This is a genomic window from Kluyvera chengduensis, assembly GCF_044197065.1.
GTDB classification, from domain to species: Bacteria; Pseudomonadota; Gammaproteobacteria; order Enterobacterales; family Enterobacteriaceae; genus Kluyvera; species Kluyvera ascorbata_C.
On record NZ_JBIQOI010000003.1, the window covers coordinates 1 to 18,886 of the forward strand.

The window sequence follows — 18,886 nt, forward strand, 5'->3', positions numbered from 1 at the left end:
CCTCCTATACTCAAACTATAGGGCAGGATCGTCTACCGGGGTGGGGTCAGTCCAACTATAGGGCAGGATCGTCTACCGGGGTGGGGTCAGTCCAGGAGCAAAACTCAGTTCAGTAAAAGGTACAACTTTTTCCTGTGGTTTTAGACCAATCATTTCACCATTATCACAGATGAAGCGCCTAGGAACATGCGCACAAGGCCACTCAGACTCATCAATAGAAATCCCATACTGAGCACAGTATTCAGATTTGGGTGAGAAACAATTAACCAATGCCTGGCGAGCAGCACGCCAAGAGGCATAATATAATGAGACATGCAGTCCAACTACCATAAGCGTCGCCCGATCGACAATAGAGTAAATAGTGGGCCGTCCGAGAATATATTGCTCACCAAAACTGGATACGATATGCACATCAGCTACTGTTGCATCAATTTCAAAACAGCTACCAGGAACTAAATCATCCTGGGCGGCATAACCAAGCACACTACGTTTATTTAGTAAGTAGTCACGCTCAGTTGAACGCTTGCGCATGACTATATCATCTGAAAATAAACGTTCTTTCCAGTATGAAAACTGGCGAAACGAAGGTAGACTAGGTGCATCTATGACTGATGCTTGCCATTATCAATTCATCTTCATGGTATTTACGAAGATACTCTTTATAGGATTCGGCAAGAGATTTACCATTGACTCTTAAATAATTCACCGTCAGTGATTTACGAATATTCTTTTTATCCATCACGGTAAGCACATATTTATCGGCACGTTGAATACTGAGTGTTCTTGATATTTTGGGGGCACCAAGCGTTCCTTTCTTTTCTTGCCGAGTCTTCCCAGCCCCTCCACTATTTGGGTAGGCAGGTATTAATGCATTTTTCGTCTGACCATATTGCCAAAAAGCATTCAGTAGTCGAGATAACTTCTTCCGATCAGTACCTTTTTCTTGAGCATATTGAGCTAAACTGGTCATCCTTTTTGAGGTAGCGTAAGTAAACAAAAAGTCACGATCTGAAACCAGAACACTAATTAAACTAAAATTAGCATCTCTCTTTTCTTTAAAAGAAGGTGGAAGATTCTCCTCTGCAAGCAAAAGAAAGCCTGGAATTTGAAAATCAATCAGCACAACACTGCCTGAAGCCATGTAACTTTCAAAAGATGACAACAATATTACAGTGGGTCTTCGCAAGCAGTGATTGTTCGTTAAGGGAAACAGGATAATACAGTCCAAATGAGGAATAATATCGATGATACGGTAAGGTCCATCCTTCAGACCGTCTACATCATTCAAATCCCATACACTATTTATATCAATAGCCATTAGAAACTAGCCTTTTATCACTGCTAACAGACTGAATTTCAACTCCTCCACAAGCCTCGATCGAATAATCCAAATTAACATTTATAAATTTATCTGCGATAAGATAGCGCAGCATGTTTAGACCATCCTCACGCTCTCTATCAAACATGAGGGCAAGATCTTTACATAAATCAGATAATAAATATTTGCCCGGTTCAACAACTGTTAAAACCCGCTGAACTAGAGAAGAATCGTATACAGTAATACCAGATCTGAACGGTGCTGTTGCCCACCTAATATTGTCGCTCTGGATCTTTGTTAGCTCATTTCCCATAAAGCACGAATACTTGACACCCAGCAATTCCCACCATACACGCTCAATATCCAGTTTCTCAGCAGTTCTCTGGTCAATACCATTCTCTGGTTTTACAGAAACTGCATGATAGAACTTACGGCCGTCTTTTTGACACATCAGCAGGAAATCCGTCGTCATAATGTTGAGTTCCCCATTTACAGGGATCTTTGGGTGCTCCCCCCCCCCAAAGTTACCGCTATCTTGTTTGACAGAGTAATAGGGAGCAGTGGAAATTGCTCCCTGATATCGGTTACTGAATCACTAAATTCAGCTAGGTAAAAAAACTGGCTCTCAATCGAAGACAACAGATGGTGTACACGATTGGTTTTACGCCCCCAAATTTGGGAGCGAATGCCCTTAGAGGCCACATCTTGAATACGGAGCCAAGGTTTATACTCAGTACCTGCACCTACCCCGTACTTATTTTTTAACGACCGATTAAAGTCATCTAAGGTTTTTAACCTTCTACCGCTAGCCATTGAGACGACCCATATATACCCCGATGTTTAAGTATAGAATGCAGCTCGCTGATGGGCAAAATTCTCTTACGGGCAAACTTTATTGTATTTTTACGCTATTACGGGCAATCTTTATTGTCTGCGGGCAAACTTTATTGTTGTTTCACAATTCCGCTAGCGCCTGCGCACACGCCCAGGCGCTCGACCACGCCCACTGGAAGTTATAACCGCCCAGCCAGCCGGTCACGTCCATGACTTCGCCGATAAAGTACAGCCCCGGCGCTTTCTTCGCTTCCATGGTACGCGACGAGAGTTCGTTGGTGTCGACGCCGCCCAGCGTCACTTCCGCCGTGCGATAGCCCTCGGTGCCGTTAGGCTGCACGCGCCAGTCGGTCAGCGTATCGACCAGCGTTTGCTGATCGCGGATGTTAAGCTGCTTGAGCGTGACGTCAGGGATTTGCCCAAGCTGTTGCAGGCATTCGACAAGACGTTTCGGCAGCTGCATCGCCAGCGTATTTTTCAGGCTCTGGTTCGGGTGCTCGGCGCGCTGCACGTCGAGGAAGTCCGCCAGGTCGATATCCGGCAGTAAATTGATGCTCACAAACTCACCCGCTTGCCAATAGCTTGAAATTTGCAGCACTGCCGGACCAGATAGGCCGCGGTGGGTGAAAAGCAGGCTTTCGCGGAATACCGTACCGTCCTGCGCGGTGATGACCGACGGCACCGACACGCCAGACAATACCTGTAGCTGTTCGAGCATCGGTTTATGCAAAGTGAATGGCACCAGGCCTGCGCGGGTTGGCAGTACCTTCAGACCAAACTGCTCGGCCACCTTATAGCCGAAAGGTGTCGCCCCAAGTCCCGGCATCGACAGGCCACCGCTGGCAATCACCAGCTTATCGGCCGACACGTCATCGCCGTTAAGTTGAAGCGTGTAGCCCTCGTCATCACGGGTAACGCTGAGGATTTCACTTCTCAGGCGCGTGGTGACATTGCCCTTTTCGCACTCGGCAACCAGCATCGCCACGATCTGATCGGCGGAGTCATCGCAGAAAAGCTGCCCGAGGGTCTTTTCATGCCAGGCAATGCCGTGTTTACCGACCATGTCGATAAAGTCCCACTGGGTATAGCGCGCCAGCGCAGATTTGCAGAAATGCGGGTTCTGGCTCAGATATGCCGCGGGTTCGACATAAAGGTTAGTAAAATTGCAGCGACCGCCGCCGGACATGAGGATTTTACGCCCCGGTTTCTTGCCGTTATCCAGCAGTAAAACGCGGCGCCCCGCCTGCCCAGCCATAGCGGCACAAAACATTCCTGCCGCTCCGGCACCGACTACAATGGCATCAAACCTTTCCACGCACTATCCTCAACTTAGGTATTGTCGGGAATTGTAAATTTTTCACCGAAGTCGTACCAGTGAAATATCCACAAACCCGACTTATCCGATTGATACAAAATAAATAATTCTTTTCGACCTTTAAAATTACATGGATAAATATCAAAAAAAATAGAGATTTCACTTTGCCCGCGCCGCCAATGTCCCTGATAATGCCGCGCGTTCATGTCCTCAAAATGGCGTAACGTCCTATGTTACATTTGTTTGCTGGTCTGGATTTACATACCGGGCTGTTATTAGTACTGGCACTGTTGTTTGTTCTTTTCTACGAAGCGATTAACGGCTTCCATGATACGGCTAACGCAGTGGCTACCGTAATTTATACCCGCGCCATGCGTTCGCAGCTTGCTGTTGCGATGGCCGCGATCTTTAACTTCTTCGGCGTTCTGTTGGGCGGCCTGAGTGTAGCTTATGCCATCGTGCATATGCTGCCGACGGATCTGTTGCTCAATATGGGCTCCGCTCACGGCCTCGCCATGGTCTTTTCCATGCTGCTGGCGGCTATTATCTGGAACCTCGGCACCTGGTATTTTGGTCTGCCTGCGTCCAGCTCCCACACGCTTATCGGCGCCATTATCGGTATTGGTTTAACCAATGCGATGATGACCGGAACGTCTGTGGTTGATGCACTCAACATCCCGAAAGTGATTAACATTTTCGCGTCGTTGATCGTGTCGCCAATTGTGGGTCTGGTGTTTGCTGGCGGTCTGATTTTCCTGCTGCGTCGTTTCTGGAGCGGCACCAAAAAGCGCGCCCGTATCCACCTGACGCCTGCTGAACGTGAAAAGAAAGACGGTAAGAAAAAGCCGCCGTTCTGGACCCGTATTGCGCTGATCCTCTCCGCAATTGGCGTGGCATTCTCTCACGGCGCGAACGACGGTCAGAAAGGCATTGGTCTGGTCATGCTGGTGCTGATTGGCGTTGCTCCGGCAGGCTTCGTGGTTAACATGAACGCTTCCGGCTACGAAATCACCCGTACCCGCGATGCAGTCAACAACGTTGAAACCTTCTTCCAGCAACGTCCTGAACTGCTGCTGAAAGTGCAAAACAGCGCTGACCCGTTAACCCCTGCGGCACTGGAAGCCACCGAGTTCCATTGTCATCCGGCTAACACCATGAATGCGCTTGACCGCACGAAGACGATGCTGTCGGGAATCGAGAGCTACGATAAACTCTCGGTAGAGCAGCGTGGTCAGCTTCGTCGCATCATGCTCTGCATCTCTGATACCACCGATAAAGTGGCCAAGATGCCGGAAGTGAATGCCGACGATCAGCGTCTGTTGAAGAAACTGAAAACCGACATGCTGAGTACCATTGAGTACGCGCCAATCTGGATTATTATGGCGGTCGCACTGGCGCTGGGCATTGGTACCATGATCGGCTGGCGTCGCGTTGCCACGACTATCGGTGAAAAAATCGGTAAGAAAGGCATGACCTACGCTCAGGGTATGTCCGCACAGATGACCTCTGCGGTCTCCATCGGTCTGGCAAGCTATACCGGGATGCCGGTTTCCACAACGCACGTACTCTCCTCTTCCGTGGCGGGTACCATGCTGGTTGATGGCGGCGGGTTACAGCGTAAAACCGTGACCAACATCCTGATGGCCTGGGTCTTCACCCTGCCGGCCTCTATCATTCTGTCCGGCGTGCTGTACTGGATCTCGCTGAAGCTTATCTAAGCTCGCGGCGATAAAAACATAAAAACGGGTCAGGAAACTGGCCCGTTTTTTTTACTCAGTGCCAAATCATCAAAGCAATTAAGCTAATGACCACCAATCCACAGAGCGAACTGGTCAAAATAAACTGACGGCGAACCCGCTCGCAGCGACGAATAAACTCATCGTCGTGATGATCGCGGTAACGCTGCCCGTAAATGTACCAGACCAGACGCATCTGCTTGCCCGGCTGGCCGTGAGAGGTGAAAAAGCCACCGCCATCGACATACTGATAGAGCAAGGGATCGCAACCTCGTAGTACAACCAATAACGCACGTAACGATGAGAAGTAACGTGCCATATTCACCACACAAACGACACACAGGGCCCAAAACAGCGCAATTGTGCTGATCATAACTCCTCCCCGGCGACCAGCCCTCAGAGATATCCCCCAGGGCATACCGCTCCCCAATTTCCCACCAACACCTCAGTAAAAGAGTGCGATTCCGATCACGTTTATTTATTCGATCGGCTCATTAAATAGTGTAGGAGATCAGTTAAATTTTTTACCACAAGGTTAATCGTTATCAATACGTAAGATGGAAAAATTTGTTTAACTAATTGGCGAACCGGATGCATTGACGGCGCCCCAAGGCCACTATAAGGTAGAAATATCTTCTACAATTAGGTCTTTAAGGGCAAACCCCGCGCAGATAGCACGCAGGACGCGGGCAAGGGACAGCGCATGGGCTGTCTGGTCCAACAGTCATCGACAACTTTATGGAAGGAGTAACACTATGGCTTACAAACACATTCTTATCGCCGTCGACCTTTCACCAGAAAGCAAAGTTCTGGTAGAGAAAGCGGTATCAATGGCTCGCCCTTACAATGCGAAAGTCTCTCTGATTCACGTAGACGTGAACTATTCCGATCTCTACACCGGGCTGATTGACGTCAATCTGGGCGATATGCAGAAACGAATTTCCGAGGAGACTCACCACGCGCTGAGTGAACTCTCTACCGGTGCGGGCTACCCAATCACCGAAACCCTGAGTGGTAGCGGCGACCTGGGCCAGGTGCTGGTTGATGCTATCAAGAAATACGATATGGACCTGGTGGTCTGCGGTCATCACCAGGACTTCTGGAGCAAACTGATGTCTTCTGCTCGTCAGCTTATCAACACCGTTCACGTTGATATGCTGATTGTTCCGCTGCGCGACGACGAAGAAGAGTAACACGCAGTCGGTAGCCCGGACGAGGCGCGCCAGCGCCGACTCCGGGGTTTTCCCCGGCGTCACTGCGTTCGGCCGGTCTACTTAGTTCAAGCGTTTTTCCGCCCGGCAATCCACTCTTGCACTTCCACCACGAAGGTGTCCGGCGCTTTGCGGTACATCTTACGCGCCAGGTCCAGAATCGTATGCTGGCCTAACGCCTCTTCCATGCGCTGCTGCGCCATGTCCATCACCGAACGCACGCCACAGATACCTTCGCAGGCCCACTCCGGCGGCTGTTCATCAAAGACCGCCAGCCGCTGACGAATTTCCCGGCACTCAAAAATACGCTTATCGCCGTCAATCGCGTTGACCACGTCCAGCACCGTAATGTCCTCAGCCGGTTTCGCCAGCTGAAAACCGCCGCCCTTCCCTTCGATGCTGCGCACCAGCCCGGCCTTAGACAGGCGGGTAAAGATTTTGGCCAGATAGTCATAGGGCACGCTTTGCAGTTCAGCAATTTCGCGCACGCTCATATCGCGGGCGTCACCTTTGCCGTCCACCATGCACATCAGGCTATGTATGCCGTACTCAACCCCAGAACTGTAGAATGCCATACGCTCTTATCTCAGCAAAAATTAATCTGAGTTATTGTAGCTTTTTCGCCTGACGCATTCCAGATAGCAAGCATAAATACTGATCGAGTAAAAATTTAAACAATTAAATATCAAATAGATAAAATCAAAATGTGGCTTTCAGTGTGCTTGCTAAAGCGAATCACGTTGCAATCTTTAACTACGACCAATAAAATCCGAGTCAATTAATCGTAGTGAACAGTGAGACAAACCTAATGCGTAAACAAATTCTGATCGTCGGTGCCGGTTTTGCCGGTATGTGGGCAGCGCTGAGCGCCGCGCGTCTGGCTGACAAACACCAGCAGGACGTTGATATTACGGTGATTGCGCCACAGCCAGAGCTGCGCGTTCGTCCGCGTTTTTATGAAAGCCACGTTCAGACGCTGGTTTCCCCGCTGATGCCGCTGTTCGACGTCACCGGCGTTAAGTTCCTGCGCGGCACCGTTGAGCAGATCCTTCCAGCCTCGAAAGAGGTGAGCTGGAAAGACGAGAACGGTGAAGTGCGTCTGCGCCGCTACGACCGTCTGGTGCTTGCCAGCGGCAGCCACGTTAACCGCGATATCGTTGCCGGTGCCGCCGAGCACGCGTTCGACCTCGACCAGCTGGAAAGCGCGACGGTACTGGAGCAGCATCTGAAAGATCTGGCCGGACAGCCTGAGAGCGAAGCACGTAATACCGTAGTGGTGTGCGGCGGCGGCTTCACCGGGATTGAGATGGCGCTGGAGCTTCCGGGCCGTCTGCGTGAAATCCTGGGTCAAGATGCTAAGACCAGAGTTGTCGTAGTTGAGCGCGGCGCACAGCCGGGCGGCCGCTGGAGCAAAGAATTACGCGATGTGATTATCGAAGCTTCTGCCGAGCTGGGCGTGGAGTGGCTGGTGAATGCGGAAGTGGAGAGCGTGGATGCCTCCGGCGTCACGCTGAAAGATGGCCAGGTTATCGCCTCCCAGACCGTTATCTGGACCGTCGGCGTTCAGGCCAACGGGCTGACCGCGCAGATTGATGCGCCGCGTGACCGTCAGGGGCGTCTGCACGTGAACGGTAATCTGCAGGTGCTGGGCCATGATGATATCTACGCCACCGGCGATGTGGCCTACGCCGCGACCGATGACAAAGGCAACCACGCGCTGATGACCTGCCAGCATGCCATTCTGCTGGGCAAGTTCGCCGGGAACAACGCCGCGGCAAGCGTGCTGGATGTAGCACCGCTGCCGTATCGCCAGGAGATGTACGTCACCTGTCTGGATCTGGGCGCGTGGGGTGCGGTGTACAGCGAAGGCTGGGATCAGCAGGTGAAACTGAAGCGCGAAGAAGCGAAAAAGCTGAAGGTGTCGATTGTTAGCGAGCTCATTTACCCGCCGAAAGCGGATCGTGCAGTGGCGTTTGAAATTGCGGACCCGCTGGCGCCGTTTGTTTAGTCGGTAATGCCGGATGGCGGCTAACGCCTTATCCGGCCTACAACACGCGGTAGCCCGGGCGAGGCATTTATGCCGACCCCGGGGTGGCTCGGAGCCAATTCCCGGCGTCGCATTCGCTCGGCCGGGCTACATTGGGTAGCGAAATTACGCCGCCGTCCCCGCATAAATATCAAACCGATGCCCTTTGGTGACCACCGCGTTCGGTGTCGCCACGTCCGCCAACGGCGGCGCGTAATCCGGGCGTTTCACCACCACGCGTTTGGTTGCCAACTGACGCGCCGGTTCCAACAGACCATCCGCATCCAGATCCGGTCCCACCAGCGACTGAAACACGCGCATCTCTTTTTTCACCAGCGCGCTTTTCTGCTTATGCGGGAACATGGGATCAAGGTACACCACCTGCGGGCGCGGGCTGATATCGGTTAACGCCGTCAGGCTGGATGCATGAATCAGCTGTAACCGCTCCTGTAACCACGGACCGATCTCCGGGTCCGCGTAACCGCGCGCCAGACCGTCGTCGAGCAGCGCGGCAACTACCGGGTTACGCTCCAGCATCCGCACACGGCAGCCAACGGCGGCCAGCACGAATGCATCGCGCCCCAGCCCCGCCGTCGCATCCACCACGTCCGGCAGATAACCGCCTTTCACGCCCACAGCTTTTGCCACCGCTTCACCGCGACCGCCGCCGAATTTGCGTCGGTGCGCCATCGCCCCGCCAACAAAATCAACGAAGATGCCGCCAAGCTTTGGTTCATCGCGTTTACGCAGTTCCAGATGCTCCGGCGTCATCACCAGCGCCATCAGGTTGTCGTCGTCCTGTTCCAGTCCCCAGCGGGCGGCAAGAACAGATAAGGCGCCGTCTCCGGCGCCCGTTTCATCAAGTAAGCAGATTTTCACGACAACAATCAGCCTTTGATCCCGTAATGCTCAAGCATCGCGTCCAGCTGAGGTTCACGGCCACGGAAGCGTTTGAACAGCGCCATTGGCTCTTCAGAACCACCGCGGGTCAGGATGTTGTCGAGGAACGACTGTCCGGTCTGACGGTTGAAGATCCCCTCTTCTTCAAAGCGAGAGAAGGCATCCGCCGCCAGCACATCTGCCCACAGGTAGCTGTAGTAGCCTGCCGCGTAGCCACCGGCAAAGATGTGGCTGAAAGCGTGCGGGAAGCGACCCCAGGTTGGGCCGGGTACCACGGCGACCTGTTTCTTGATTTCGGCCAGCGTCTCGAGCACTTTCGCGCCCTGCTGCGGGTCGTACTGGGCGTGCAGGCGGAAGTCGAACAGACCGAATTCCAGCTGACGCAGGATAAACAGCGCCGCCTGGTAGTTTTTCGCCGCCAGCATTTTATCCAGCAGTTCCTTCGGTAGCGGTTCGCCGGTTTCAAAGTGACCGGAGATAAACGCCAGCGCTTCCGGCTCCCAGCACCAGTTCTCCATAAACTGGCTCGGCAGCTCGACCGCATCCCACGGCACCCCGCTGATACCGGACACACCGGCAGTTTCAATGCGGGTCAGCATGTGGTGCAGGCCATGACCGAACTCGTGGAACAGGGTGATCACTTCATCATGGGTAAACAGCGCAGGCTTGCCGTTCACCGGGCGGTTAAAGTTACAGGTCAGGTAGGCGACCGGCTTTTGCAGCGTGCCATCGAGTTTACGCATCTGGCCGACACAGTCATCCATCCACGCCCCGCCGCGTTTGTGCTCGCGAGCGTACAGGTCGAGGTAGAAGCTGCCGCGCAGTTCGTTGCTTTCGTCATACAGCTCGAAGAAGCGCACTTCCGGGTTCCAGACGTCAACGTCGGTACGCTCTTTAGCGGTGATGCCGTAAATGCGCTTAACCACTTCGAACAGGCCGTTAACGGCTTTGTTTTCCGGGAAATATTGGCGCAGCTGTTCGTCGCTGATGCTGTAGAGATGCTGTTTCTGTTTTTCGCTGTAGTAGGCGATATCCCACGGCTGCAGCTCGTCTACACCGAATTCGGCTTTGGCGAAGGCGCGCAACTGAGCCAGCTCTTTCTCACCCTGCGGACGGGCACGTTTGGCCAGATCCGTCAGGAAGTCGAGCACCTGCTGTGGGTTTTCCGCCATTTTAGTGGCGAGCGATTTAAAGGCGTAGCTTTCAAAGCCCAGCAGCTGAGCCAGCTCGTGGCGCAGCGCCAGAATTTCTTCCATCACCGGGGTGTTATCCCACTTACCGGCGTTCGGCCCCTGGTCGGAGGCGCGAGTGGAGTAGGCGCGGTACAGTTCTTCGCGTAGTGACTGGTTGTCGCAGTAGGTCATCACCGGCAGGTAGCTCGGGATATCCAGCGTCAGCAGGTAACCTTCCTGCTCTTTGGCTTCAGCCTGGGCTTTCGCCGCGGCCAGCGCGCTTTCCGGCATGCCAGAGAGTTCAGATTCATCGGTAACCAGTTTGCTCCAGCCCATGGTGGCATCGAGCACGTTGTTGCTGTACTGGTTGCCCAACTCGGATAGACGGGTCGCAATTTCGCCGTAGCGCTGCTGTTTCTCTTTCGGCAGGCCGATGCCGGACAATTCAAAATCACGCAGCGCGTTATCGACCGCTTTTTTCTGCGCGGTGTTCAGCGTGGCGTAGTTATCGCCGTCGCGCAGGTCGCGGTAGGCGTTGTACAGCCCTTCGTTTTGACCGACCCAGGTGCTGTATTCCGACAGCAGCGGCAGCGTCTGCTCATAGGCTTCACGCAGTTCCGGGCTGTTCTGCACCGAGTTCAGGTGGCTCACCGGCGAGAAGATACGCCCCAGCACGTCGTCCACTTCCGCCAGCGGCTGGCAGAGGTTTTCCCAGCTATACGGCCCGCCCTGCGCCACTACGCGTTCCACATTCTCACGACAGTCGTTCAGTGCTTTGGTCACGGCAGGGACAACATGTTCGGGCTGAATCTGGGAAAACGGCGGTAGTTCGAAGGGGGTCAGTAATGGATTGGTCATATACGCAGTCCTGGTCTAAGAAAGAAATGAAGCGCTCATCGGCGCTTTAGCGATAGATCTAGAATGGGGGATAGTTGGGGGAATTTCAATGATAGTGGGTACTCATTTCACCGACGTTGTAAACAATGCCGAACAGCGCCACCGCCAGTAAAAACAGCGCGGAGAGGCGTTCGAGGCGGAGCGCATACTTTCCCGACAGCAGGCGTTGAACTATCAGGATATAGAGCGACAGAACGGTAATATCAAATACCACCCACACCAGCGAGAGCGTCAGCATGCTCAGCGTGAAATCCTGCGTGACGGCAATAAACTGCGGGAAGAAGGCGACAAAAAACAGAATGTCCTTCGGGTTTGAAATTCCCATCAGAAAGCCCTTCAGCAGGCCGCCGCGCGCGGGGGTAATCTGCGCCTCCTGTACTTTGCGCATCAAGCTGCTGATGGCGCTCCAGCCGATATAGAGCGACCCCGCTATCCCCAGCAGCGATAGCATGACCGGCGACAGTGCCACCACGCCGAGCAGCATCAAGGTTGCCAGCACAATCAGCACCAGCGATGCGGCGTTAGTGCCTATCACCGTGATAAACGCCCGGCGACTGCCTTCACGTGCGGCGGTTCCCGTGACCAGCGCTACCACCGGGCCGGGCGTAGCCAGCAGCAAGAGTACCGCCAGCATATAGGCGGCAAGTAACGTTAGATTCATGGTTTTTTCCTTAGGTAGGCCGGATAAGGCGTTTACGCCGCCATCCGGCAATCGGCGACAGCATGCCGGATGGCGCTACGCTTATCCGGCCTACAACGTGATGCCCATTATTGGGTGGGACACGCGCGTTGAAAAACGGAAAAAACTACGCTTCAATGTGAGTTAAACTCACCATAGAAAATCACCATGTCGCTACCGCCGCTGTACGCTCTGCGCGCCTTTGAAGCCGCTGCTCGCTTAGGCTCCTTCAGCAAAGCCGCTGAATTACTCAACGTTACGCCCGGCGCGGTGAGTCGCCATGTCCGTACGCTAGAGCAATGGTTCGACTGTGCGCTCTTTCAGCGCCACGGGCCGCGTGTCACCGTGACTGATGCCGGGCAAACGCTGGCGGCGCAGCTTGGTGAAGGTTTTCAAAGTCTGGAACGTGCCTGCGAAGCGTTTGGCCGTCGTCGTCGCGAGCTTCGCCTGAAAGCGCCGTCGACGCTGACCATGCGCTGGCTGCTGGCCGCACTGCAACCACTCACCTCACCGCAAATTGCCCTCTCCAGCGTATGGATGGATACCGATACGGTTGATTTCAGCCGGGAACCCTACGACTGCGCGATTTTACTGGGCGACGGTCAATTTGGCCCCGGAACGCAAAGTCAGTTGCTGTTCGAGGAGTGGCTGGTACCTATCTGCGCCCCCCCACTCAACGCACAGGCAAGGGAAAATCTCGAGCGCTGCGAGCTGATTCACCCCTCACCGGACCGTCGCGACTGGCGGCGCTGGCTAAAACGAACCGGGCAATTCCCGACGCTGAATACCGCACGCGGTAAGGTATTCGATACCCTTGAGCACGGCTATCTGGCGGCGATTGGCGGGCATGGGGTCGCCATGGGCGATTTACTGTTGAGCCAGGAAGCGCTCGCCAGCGGGCTGCTGACGCTGCCGTTTAACGACGCCGTCGCCACCGGGGATGGTTACTGGCTGGTGTGGCCGCAGGCTTCGGCGCAATCGCCGGAGATTGAGAAGCTACATGAGCATTTAAAAAAGGCGATACCGCAGCCGGTACCGCCTTCCCTCACAATGCTGCGCTAATTAGTGCGGTTTTTTCGCCATTTCATAGGCGGCAGGCAGATTCAGACGCTGCCAGAACTGCTGGTCAGCGGTGGTGCCTGACAGCGGATAACCCGCCGGCAGCGCGCTTTTCACCATCAACGCACGACGCTGCGCGGCGGAGAGATTCGGCAGCGCCGCTTCCAGCAGCACTTCTGCACCCTGCGGCACCGTAATGCTCTGTTTCTCACCCTTCTGCTGCGGCAGGTCGTAGGTCATGGTGAAGCGGTAGAAATCACGCATCGCCGGGTCGCGGTACGGGTCATCTTTACCTGCCGTTTTCGCACACTCAGCAAGCGTTGTGCCGCACTCTTGCTCCAACGCCGCACGCAATTGGTCGCGAGCTTCGTTAAACAGCGTGCGGTACTTCGCATCGTTCAGGTAGTGGGCGACGTTACGCTGCGCCACCATGCGGGAGCCCATCACGTCCAGCGGGTAGTGCACGCCAAGCACAATACGCGAGTAGCCATAGCGCGCGCCGCGGGTGACCAGCGCGTCAAAACGCTCCGGGATCATCTCCGCCATCAGCAGCGCGTCGGTGTAGCCGGTATTGGTGTGACCGCTTGGGAACGAGCCGCCATCGGCGGTATACGGATGGTTATCTTTAATCACCACGTCGTCCGGCACCAGGTGAATGGTGTTGCCCTGAATCAGGAACGGGCGCGGGTTATTAAAGTGTTTTTTCGCCGCGCTGGTACTCACTTCGGAGGCTTTAATCAGCGCCGCCGCTTTACTCAGCTCACCCTTGTCGTAGGCCGCGATAAACGCTTTGCCTAAACGGGGCCCCATCGCATCGCTCAGGAAGTAGAGGTAGTTGATACCTTCCGCATCCGCCAGCGCCTGGTGGCGGGCGGTTTGGGTCGCATCACGGTTAATATCGGTCACCGTCGCCAGGTTCTGCTTCACTACCGTCTCCGGCAGAGTACTGAACGCCGAGAGCAGTTCGATACCGGCCTGTTGATTGGCTTTGGTCTGGAAGTCATAGCCGCTGGCCTTCAGCCAGGCTTTGTCGGCCTGCGTTTTGTTCTGTTTCGCTTTTTCTAGCTGGTCGCGGGTGAGCGTCGGCGCATCCCCTTTCAGCGCCGCACGTAGCGCCGTCAGCGATTGCCCTTCCAGCGCGTCAAACGCCGGGCTGACCGCCGTTGGGGTAACGGTGTTGGCGATAGCCGCCGCCTGATTCACGGAAACGTCTTTTGCCAGTACCGGCAATGCCAGCGCCATCGCAGCGGCCAGCAGTGTGATTTGCAGTTTCATTATTTTCCTTTTATTCAAACAATTACCTTGCCTACCGTTGACGCTAAACCTGTCGCTTGACGTTTTTATGACACGTTCACGTTTTGCAACATTATTGCCACAGATGGAAACGACGCAGCGCTACAGCGGTAATCTGCCCGGATCTGCGGTAAACTGTCAGCTATCTTGTTTAATTCCCGGAATATCCGCATCCATGCTCAGTTATCGCCACAGCTTTCACGCAGGCAACCACGCCGACGTTTTAAAACACACCGTTCAGAGTCTGATCATCGAATCGCTGAAAGAGAAAGAAAAACCGTTTCTCTATCTGGACACCCACGCCGGGGCTGGCCGCTATCAGCTGAGTGGCGAGCACGCCGAAAAAACCGGGGAATACCTGGAAGGGATCGCCCGCATCTGGCAGCAGGACGACCTGCCGGAAGAACTGGTGCCGTATATCTCGGTGGTGGAACACTTCAACCGCACCGGCCAGCTGCGCTACTACCCAGGCTCCCCGCTGATTGCCCGTCAGCTGCTGCGTGAGCAGGACAGCCTGCAGATGACCGAGCTGCACCCAAGCGATTTCCCGCTGCTGCGCGCTGAATTCCAGAAAGATAACCGCGCCCGCGTTGACCGTGCCGACGGCTACCAGCAGTTGAAAGCCAAGCTGCCACCGGCTTCTCGCCGCGGCCTGATCCTTATCGACCCGCCGTACGAAATTAAAACCGACTACCAGGCGGTCGTGAGCGGCATCAACGATGGCTACAAGCGTTTTGCCACCGGCACCTACGCCCTGTGGTATCCGGTGGTGCTGCGCCAGCAAATCAAGCGCATGATCCGCGACCTTGAAGAGACCGGCATTCGCAAAATCCTGCAAATTGAGCTGGCGGTACGTCCGGACAGCGATCAGCGCGGTATGACCGCCTCCGGCATGATTGTTATCAACCCGCCGTGGAAGCTGGAAGCGCAGATGAACAACGTGCTGCCGTGGCTGCACAGCAAGCTGGTTCCGACAGGTACCGGTCATACGCTGGTAAACTGGATCGTGCCGGAGTAATTGCAGGCATCGGTGGAACCTATCAGTTTCAGGTATACAATCGCGAGTATTTTGGCGGGGAGCATGAGGCTCACCCGCTCAACATTGAACGTTTGAGGAGCGGCCATGACCAAACATTACGACTACATCGCCATTGGCGGCGGCAGCGGCGGTATCGCCTCCATTAACCGCGCGGCCATGTATGGCCAGAAGTGCGCGTTAATCGAAGCCAAAGATCTTGGCGGCACCTGCGTGAACGTCGGCTGCGTACCGAAAAAAGTGATGTGGCATGCCGCGCAGATCCGCGAAGCGATTCACATGTATGGCCCGGACTACGGTTTTGACACCACCATCAACAACTTCGATTGGGACAAGCTGGTTGCCAGCCGCACCGCCTACATCGACCGTATTCATACCTCTTACGATAACGTGCTGGGTAAGAACAAGGTTGACGTGATCAAGGGCTTTGCGCGCTTTGTTGATGCCAAAACCATCGAAGTGAACGGTGAGACGATCACCGCCGATCATATCCTGATCGCGACAGGCGGCCGTCCAAGCCATCCGAATATTCCGGGCGTGGAATACGGTATCGACTCCGACGGTTTCTTCGAGCTGCCAGCGCTGCCGAAGCGCGTTGCCGTGGTGGGCGCAGGTTATATCGCCGTAGAATTAGCGGGCGTTATCAACGGGCTGGGTTCTGAAACCCACCTGTTCGTGCGTAAACACGCGCCGCTGCGCAGCTTCGACCCGTTAATCGTCGAGACACTCCTTGAGGTGATGAACGCCGAAGGCCCGCAGCTGCACACCAACGCGATTCCAAAAGCGGTGGTCAAGAATGCCGATGGCAGCCTGACCCTGGAGCTGGAAGATGGCCGCAGCCAGACCGTCGACTGCCTGATTTGGGCGATTGGTCGCGAACCGGCGAACGATAACTTCAACCTGGCAGCAACCGGCGTGAAAACCAACGATAAAGGCTACATCGTCGTTGATAAGTTCCAGAACACCAACGTTCCGGGCATTTATGCCGTTGGCGATAACACCGGTGCGGTAGAGCTGACTCCGGTAGCGGTAGCCGCAGGCCGTCGTCTCTCCGAGCGTCTGTTTAACAACAAGCCAGACGAGCATCTGGACTACAGCAATATCCCGACCGTGGTCTTTAGCCACCCGCCAATCGGTACCGTGGGCTTAACCGAGCCACAGGCGCGTGAGCAGTACGGCGACGACGCCGTGAAGGTTTATAAATCCTCCTTCACCGCCATGTACACCGCCGTGACCTCGCACCGTCAGCCGTGCCGCATGAAGCTGGTGTGCGTTGGCCCGGAAGAGAAGATCGTCGGTATTCACGGTATTGGCTTCGGCATGGATGAAATCCTGCAGGGCTTCGCCGTGGCGCTGAAAATGGGCGCGACCAAGAAAGACTTCGACAACACCGTGGCAATTCACCCTACGGCGGCGGAAGAGTTCGTCACCATGCGCTAAGGCGCATTGCCTGAACGACAAAAAGCCAGACACATGTCTGGCTTTTTTTATGCGGGCTTCCCCCGGGGTCGGCGTAAACGCCTCGCCCGGGCTACATGAGCGTGTAGCATGTAGCCCGGCCAAGCGAAGCGCCGCCGGGACTGCACCGAGCACTAAAACCGCCAACTCACCCCAGTCAGCACGGTAAAACTCCCATCACGATCGACCATCGGACTATTTTTAATCTCATCCGGCAGCACGCTATAGCTTGCGTTGGCCGTCAGCATCAGGTTGTTGGTCAGCGGGTACTTCATCGTCACCCCAACGTACGGCATCCAGCTACTGCCCGGCGACCACTGCGCTAATCCACTGCGGCGAGATTCCGCCCCCGATACGCCGTAGTAATAGCGGTTGAAGCTATCGTCATAGTAATAAATCCCCAGCGCAGGGATAATCGCCAGCCTGCCCATGGGCAGTACGCGGAAATAAGAGAGCTCACCGACCCAGCCGTTGCTGTTATCCAGAATATCCGCCGCCGCTGAAACCTTCAGGCTGCCCCACTTTTCATGGTGATACCACGCGGCACCCGCCATTGCCGTGCTGTTGCGTTTATCCAACTGCTTCATAGCGCTATCGTCGTTATCCGACGGGTCGAAGGTCAGCGGCAGCCAGGAGGCCGTCAGGCTGACTTCATCACGCTGATTTTTAAATAAGGCGTAACCTAACGTGGTTTGACGAATATAAAATGAATCGCCTTCATAATTAATGATAGGCACCGCGTGAGTATTTTCATTATATCCGCGATAAATAGATTCATTAAATACCGCCCCCACCCCAACCGATAGTGCTGCCGATGATGCCCCTGAAATAAAAGATAGGATTAAAAGCAGCGTAGCATTACGCTTAATTGACATTCCCGATATTCCAACCTAATATAATATCCTGATGTCAAATATGATAATATTCGTATTAAGATTGTTGCAATCTCAATATTTATATAGATCTATATCAATTTATATATAGAGCCGGGCAATGAAGAAACTTCAGATTAAGCCTCAGGAATTAAAAATAATATCGGTGGTGGCCGCTAGCGAAAATATCAGCCATGCCGCCACCGTGCTAGGCATGGCGCAGGCCAACGTTAGCCGCTACCTCTCTGACGTTGAAGCAAAAGTCGGGCTTAAAATCTTTGAGCGCAGCTCGCGTAAGCTCACGCTAACCCGCTTTGGTGAGTCGCTGCTTCCCTACGTTAACGACCTGCTGGAAAAAGAGAACCAGCTTAATAATTTCGTGGCTGACTATAAGCATGAAAAAAATGGCCGCGTCACGATTTACTCGCCGACAATGATTAATGCCTATCTGGCACGTAACGTGGTAAATACCATAAAAGATATTGGCAACATCAGCTTATATCTGAAAACATTTAATCTGGAACGAAAATCATTTTATGAAGGTTCCGAATTTCCCGACAACTGCGATATTTTAATTTCCTGCGTTCAGCCAAAAAATGAATCCTTAGTGGCGAGTTTTATCGCAAAATATGCGGTCAGCGCCTATGCCAGCACCGAGTATCTTGCCGAGCACCCTATCAACTCGCCGGACGATCTCGACAAACACTCCTGCATTCTGATGGATTCGATGCTGATCAATGACGCCAATATCTGGCGTTTTAGCCTCGCCGGAAGTCAGGAGATTCGCGACTTTCGCGTCACCGGCAACTATATCTGCGATAACACGCAGTCGGCGCTGGAACTGGCGCGCAACGGGCTTGGGATTGTTTTTGCGCCTAAAAGTAGCGTACTGGCCGATGTTCAATCCGGGGTGCTCGCGCCTTGTTTCGCCGAACAGTACGAATGGTGGCTCGATCTCGTGGCTATCTACCGCAAACGTGAATATCAGCCATGGCGAGTGCAGTTTATTCTTGATGAAGTTCTGGAGGAGCTTCGCCGCCAGGTGGCGCAGCCGCGAGAAGATTAACCCCGGCACGAAGC

The 18,886-nt window shown here is 54.2% G+C and carries 18 protein-coding genes; 7 read left to right on the forward strand and 11 right to left on the reverse strand.

The genetic code is table 11. The features are described 5' to 3' along the window. Positions 1 to 72: 72 nt before the first annotated feature. From ACH1XZ_RS11035 to ACH1XZ_RS11050, 4 genes are all read right to left on the reverse strand, one after another. The gene (locus tag ACH1XZ_RS11035) at positions 73 to 531 is read right to left on the reverse strand and encodes a hypothetical protein (protein ID WP_395595592.1); all 459 of its coding nucleotides are present in this window, start codon (positions 529 to 531) and stop codon (positions 73 to 75) included. A gap of 61 nt (positions 532 to 592) precedes the next feature. Continuing rightward, a complete protein-coding gene (locus ACH1XZ_RS11040) occupies positions 593 to 1,318 on the reverse strand; it encodes a hypothetical protein (protein ID WP_395595593.1) in 726 nt (241 codons plus the stop codon). After that, on the reverse strand, positions 1,308 to 1,790 hold the full coding sequence (locus ACH1XZ_RS11045; RefSeq protein WP_395595594.1) for a TnsA endonuclease N-terminal domain-containing protein: 483 nt from the start codon (positions 1,788 to 1,790) through the stop codon (positions 1,308 to 1,310). Before ACH1XZ_RS11045 ends, ACH1XZ_RS11040 begins: the two co-directional genes overlap by 11 nt. Positions 1,791 to 2,273: 483 nt before the next feature. Next, positions 2,274 to 3,467, reverse strand: coding sequence for a BaiN/RdsA family NAD(P)/FAD-dependent oxidoreductase (locus ACH1XZ_RS11050; protein ID WP_395595595.1), 1,194 nt, complete (start codon positions 3,465 to 3,467; stop codon positions 2,274 to 2,276). Between the two features lie 230 nt (positions 3,468 to 3,697). On the opposite strand from ACH1XZ_RS11050, the gene pitA reads away from it, so the two are divergent. Beyond that, positions 3,698 to 5,185, forward strand: coding sequence for an inorganic phosphate transporter PitA (gene pitA, locus ACH1XZ_RS11055; RefSeq protein ID WP_395595596.1), 1,488 nt, complete (start codon positions 3,698 to 3,700; stop codon positions 5,183 to 5,185). A gap of 55 nt (positions 5,186 to 5,240) precedes the next feature. Here pitA and uspB read toward each other — a convergent pair whose 3' ends face one another. Further along, positions 5,241 to 5,576 (reverse strand): universal stress protein UspB, encoded by a 336-nt coding sequence (gene uspB / locus ACH1XZ_RS11060; protein ID WP_035894834.1) that lies wholly within the window; start codon positions 5,574 to 5,576, stop codon positions 5,241 to 5,243. A 382-nt stretch (positions 5,577 to 5,958) separates the two neighbouring features. Here uspB and uspA point away from each other — a divergent pair, with 382 nt between their 5' ends. Then, on the forward strand, positions 5,959 to 6,396 hold the full coding sequence (uspA, locus tag ACH1XZ_RS11065; protein WP_035894835.1) for a universal stress protein UspA: 438 nt from the start codon (positions 5,959 to 5,961) through the stop codon (positions 6,394 to 6,396). An 86-nt stretch (positions 6,397 to 6,482) separates the two neighbouring features. Here uspA and ACH1XZ_RS11070 read toward each other — a convergent pair whose 3' ends face one another. Further along, positions 6,483 to 6,989: an RrF2 family transcriptional regulator gene (locus tag ACH1XZ_RS11070; protein ID WP_185667386.1), complete on the reverse strand. Its 507-nt coding sequence runs from the start codon at positions 6,987 to 6,989 to the stop codon at positions 6,483 to 6,485. 233 nt (positions 6,990 to 7,222) lie between these two features. Here ACH1XZ_RS11070 and ACH1XZ_RS11075 point away from each other — a divergent pair, with 233 nt between their 5' ends. Further along, complete coding sequence (locus ACH1XZ_RS11075; RefSeq protein ID WP_395595597.1) at positions 7,223 to 8,422, forward strand: NAD(P)/FAD-dependent oxidoreductase; 1,200 nt, start codon at positions 7,223 to 7,225, stop codon at positions 8,420 to 8,422. A gap of 144 nt (positions 8,423 to 8,566) precedes the next feature. Here ACH1XZ_RS11075 and rsmJ read toward each other — a convergent pair whose 3' ends face one another. From rsmJ to ACH1XZ_RS11090, 3 genes are all read right to left on the reverse strand, one after another. Next, entirely contained in the window at positions 8,567 to 9,319 is a 753-nt protein-coding gene (gene rsmJ, locus ACH1XZ_RS11080) for a 16S rRNA (guanine(1516)-N(2))-methyltransferase RsmJ (protein WP_395595598.1), read from the reverse strand. An 8-nt stretch (positions 9,320 to 9,327) separates the two neighbouring features. Beyond that, on the reverse strand, positions 9,328 to 11,370 hold the full coding sequence (gene prlC, locus ACH1XZ_RS11085) for an oligopeptidase A (protein ID WP_395595599.1): 2,043 nt from the start codon (positions 11,368 to 11,370) through the stop codon (positions 9,328 to 9,330). Between the two features lie 85 nt (positions 11,371 to 11,455). Next, positions 11,456 to 12,070, reverse strand: a complete 615-nt coding sequence (locus ACH1XZ_RS11090; protein WP_395595600.1) for a LysE family translocator — start codon at positions 12,068 to 12,070, stop codon at positions 11,456 to 11,458. A gap of 186 nt (positions 12,071 to 12,256) precedes the next feature. Between ACH1XZ_RS11090 and ACH1XZ_RS11095 the strand changes: the two genes are divergently transcribed. After that, positions 12,257 to 13,150, forward strand: a complete 894-nt coding sequence (locus ACH1XZ_RS11095) for a LysR family transcriptional regulator (RefSeq protein ID WP_395595601.1) — start codon at positions 12,257 to 12,259, stop codon at positions 13,148 to 13,150. On the opposite strand, the gene ACH1XZ_RS11100 is transcribed toward ACH1XZ_RS11095, so the two are convergent. Beyond that, positions 13,151 to 14,422, reverse strand: coding sequence for an acid phosphatase (locus ACH1XZ_RS11100; protein WP_395595602.1), 1,272 nt, complete (start codon positions 14,420 to 14,422; stop codon positions 13,151 to 13,153). Between the two features lie 193 nt (positions 14,423 to 14,615). Between ACH1XZ_RS11100 and ACH1XZ_RS11105 the strand changes: the two genes are divergently transcribed. Beyond that, positions 14,616 to 15,458 (forward strand): 23S rRNA (adenine(2030)-N(6))-methyltransferase RlmJ, encoded by an 843-nt coding sequence (locus ACH1XZ_RS11105; RefSeq protein ID WP_395595603.1) that lies wholly within the window; start codon positions 14,616 to 14,618, stop codon positions 15,456 to 15,458. A gap of 105 nt (positions 15,459 to 15,563) precedes the next feature. Continuing rightward, complete coding sequence (gene gorA, locus ACH1XZ_RS11110) at positions 15,564 to 16,916, forward strand: glutathione-disulfide reductase (RefSeq protein ID WP_035893896.1); 1,353 nt, start codon at positions 15,564 to 15,566, stop codon at positions 16,914 to 16,916. Between the two features lie 152 nt (positions 16,917 to 17,068). Here gorA and ACH1XZ_RS11115 read toward each other — a convergent pair whose 3' ends face one another. Beyond that, on the reverse strand, positions 17,069 to 17,809 hold the full coding sequence (locus ACH1XZ_RS11115; RefSeq protein ID WP_395595604.1) for a MipA/OmpV family protein: 741 nt from the start codon (positions 17,807 to 17,809) through the stop codon (positions 17,069 to 17,071). A gap of 118 nt (positions 17,810 to 17,927) precedes the next feature. Here ACH1XZ_RS11115 and ACH1XZ_RS11120 point away from each other — a divergent pair, with 118 nt between their 5' ends. Beyond that, positions 17,928 to 18,872, forward strand: a complete 945-nt coding sequence (locus ACH1XZ_RS11120; RefSeq protein WP_395595605.1) for a LysR family transcriptional regulator — start codon at positions 17,928 to 17,930, stop codon at positions 18,870 to 18,872. Positions 18,873 to 18,886 lie beyond the last annotated feature (14 nt).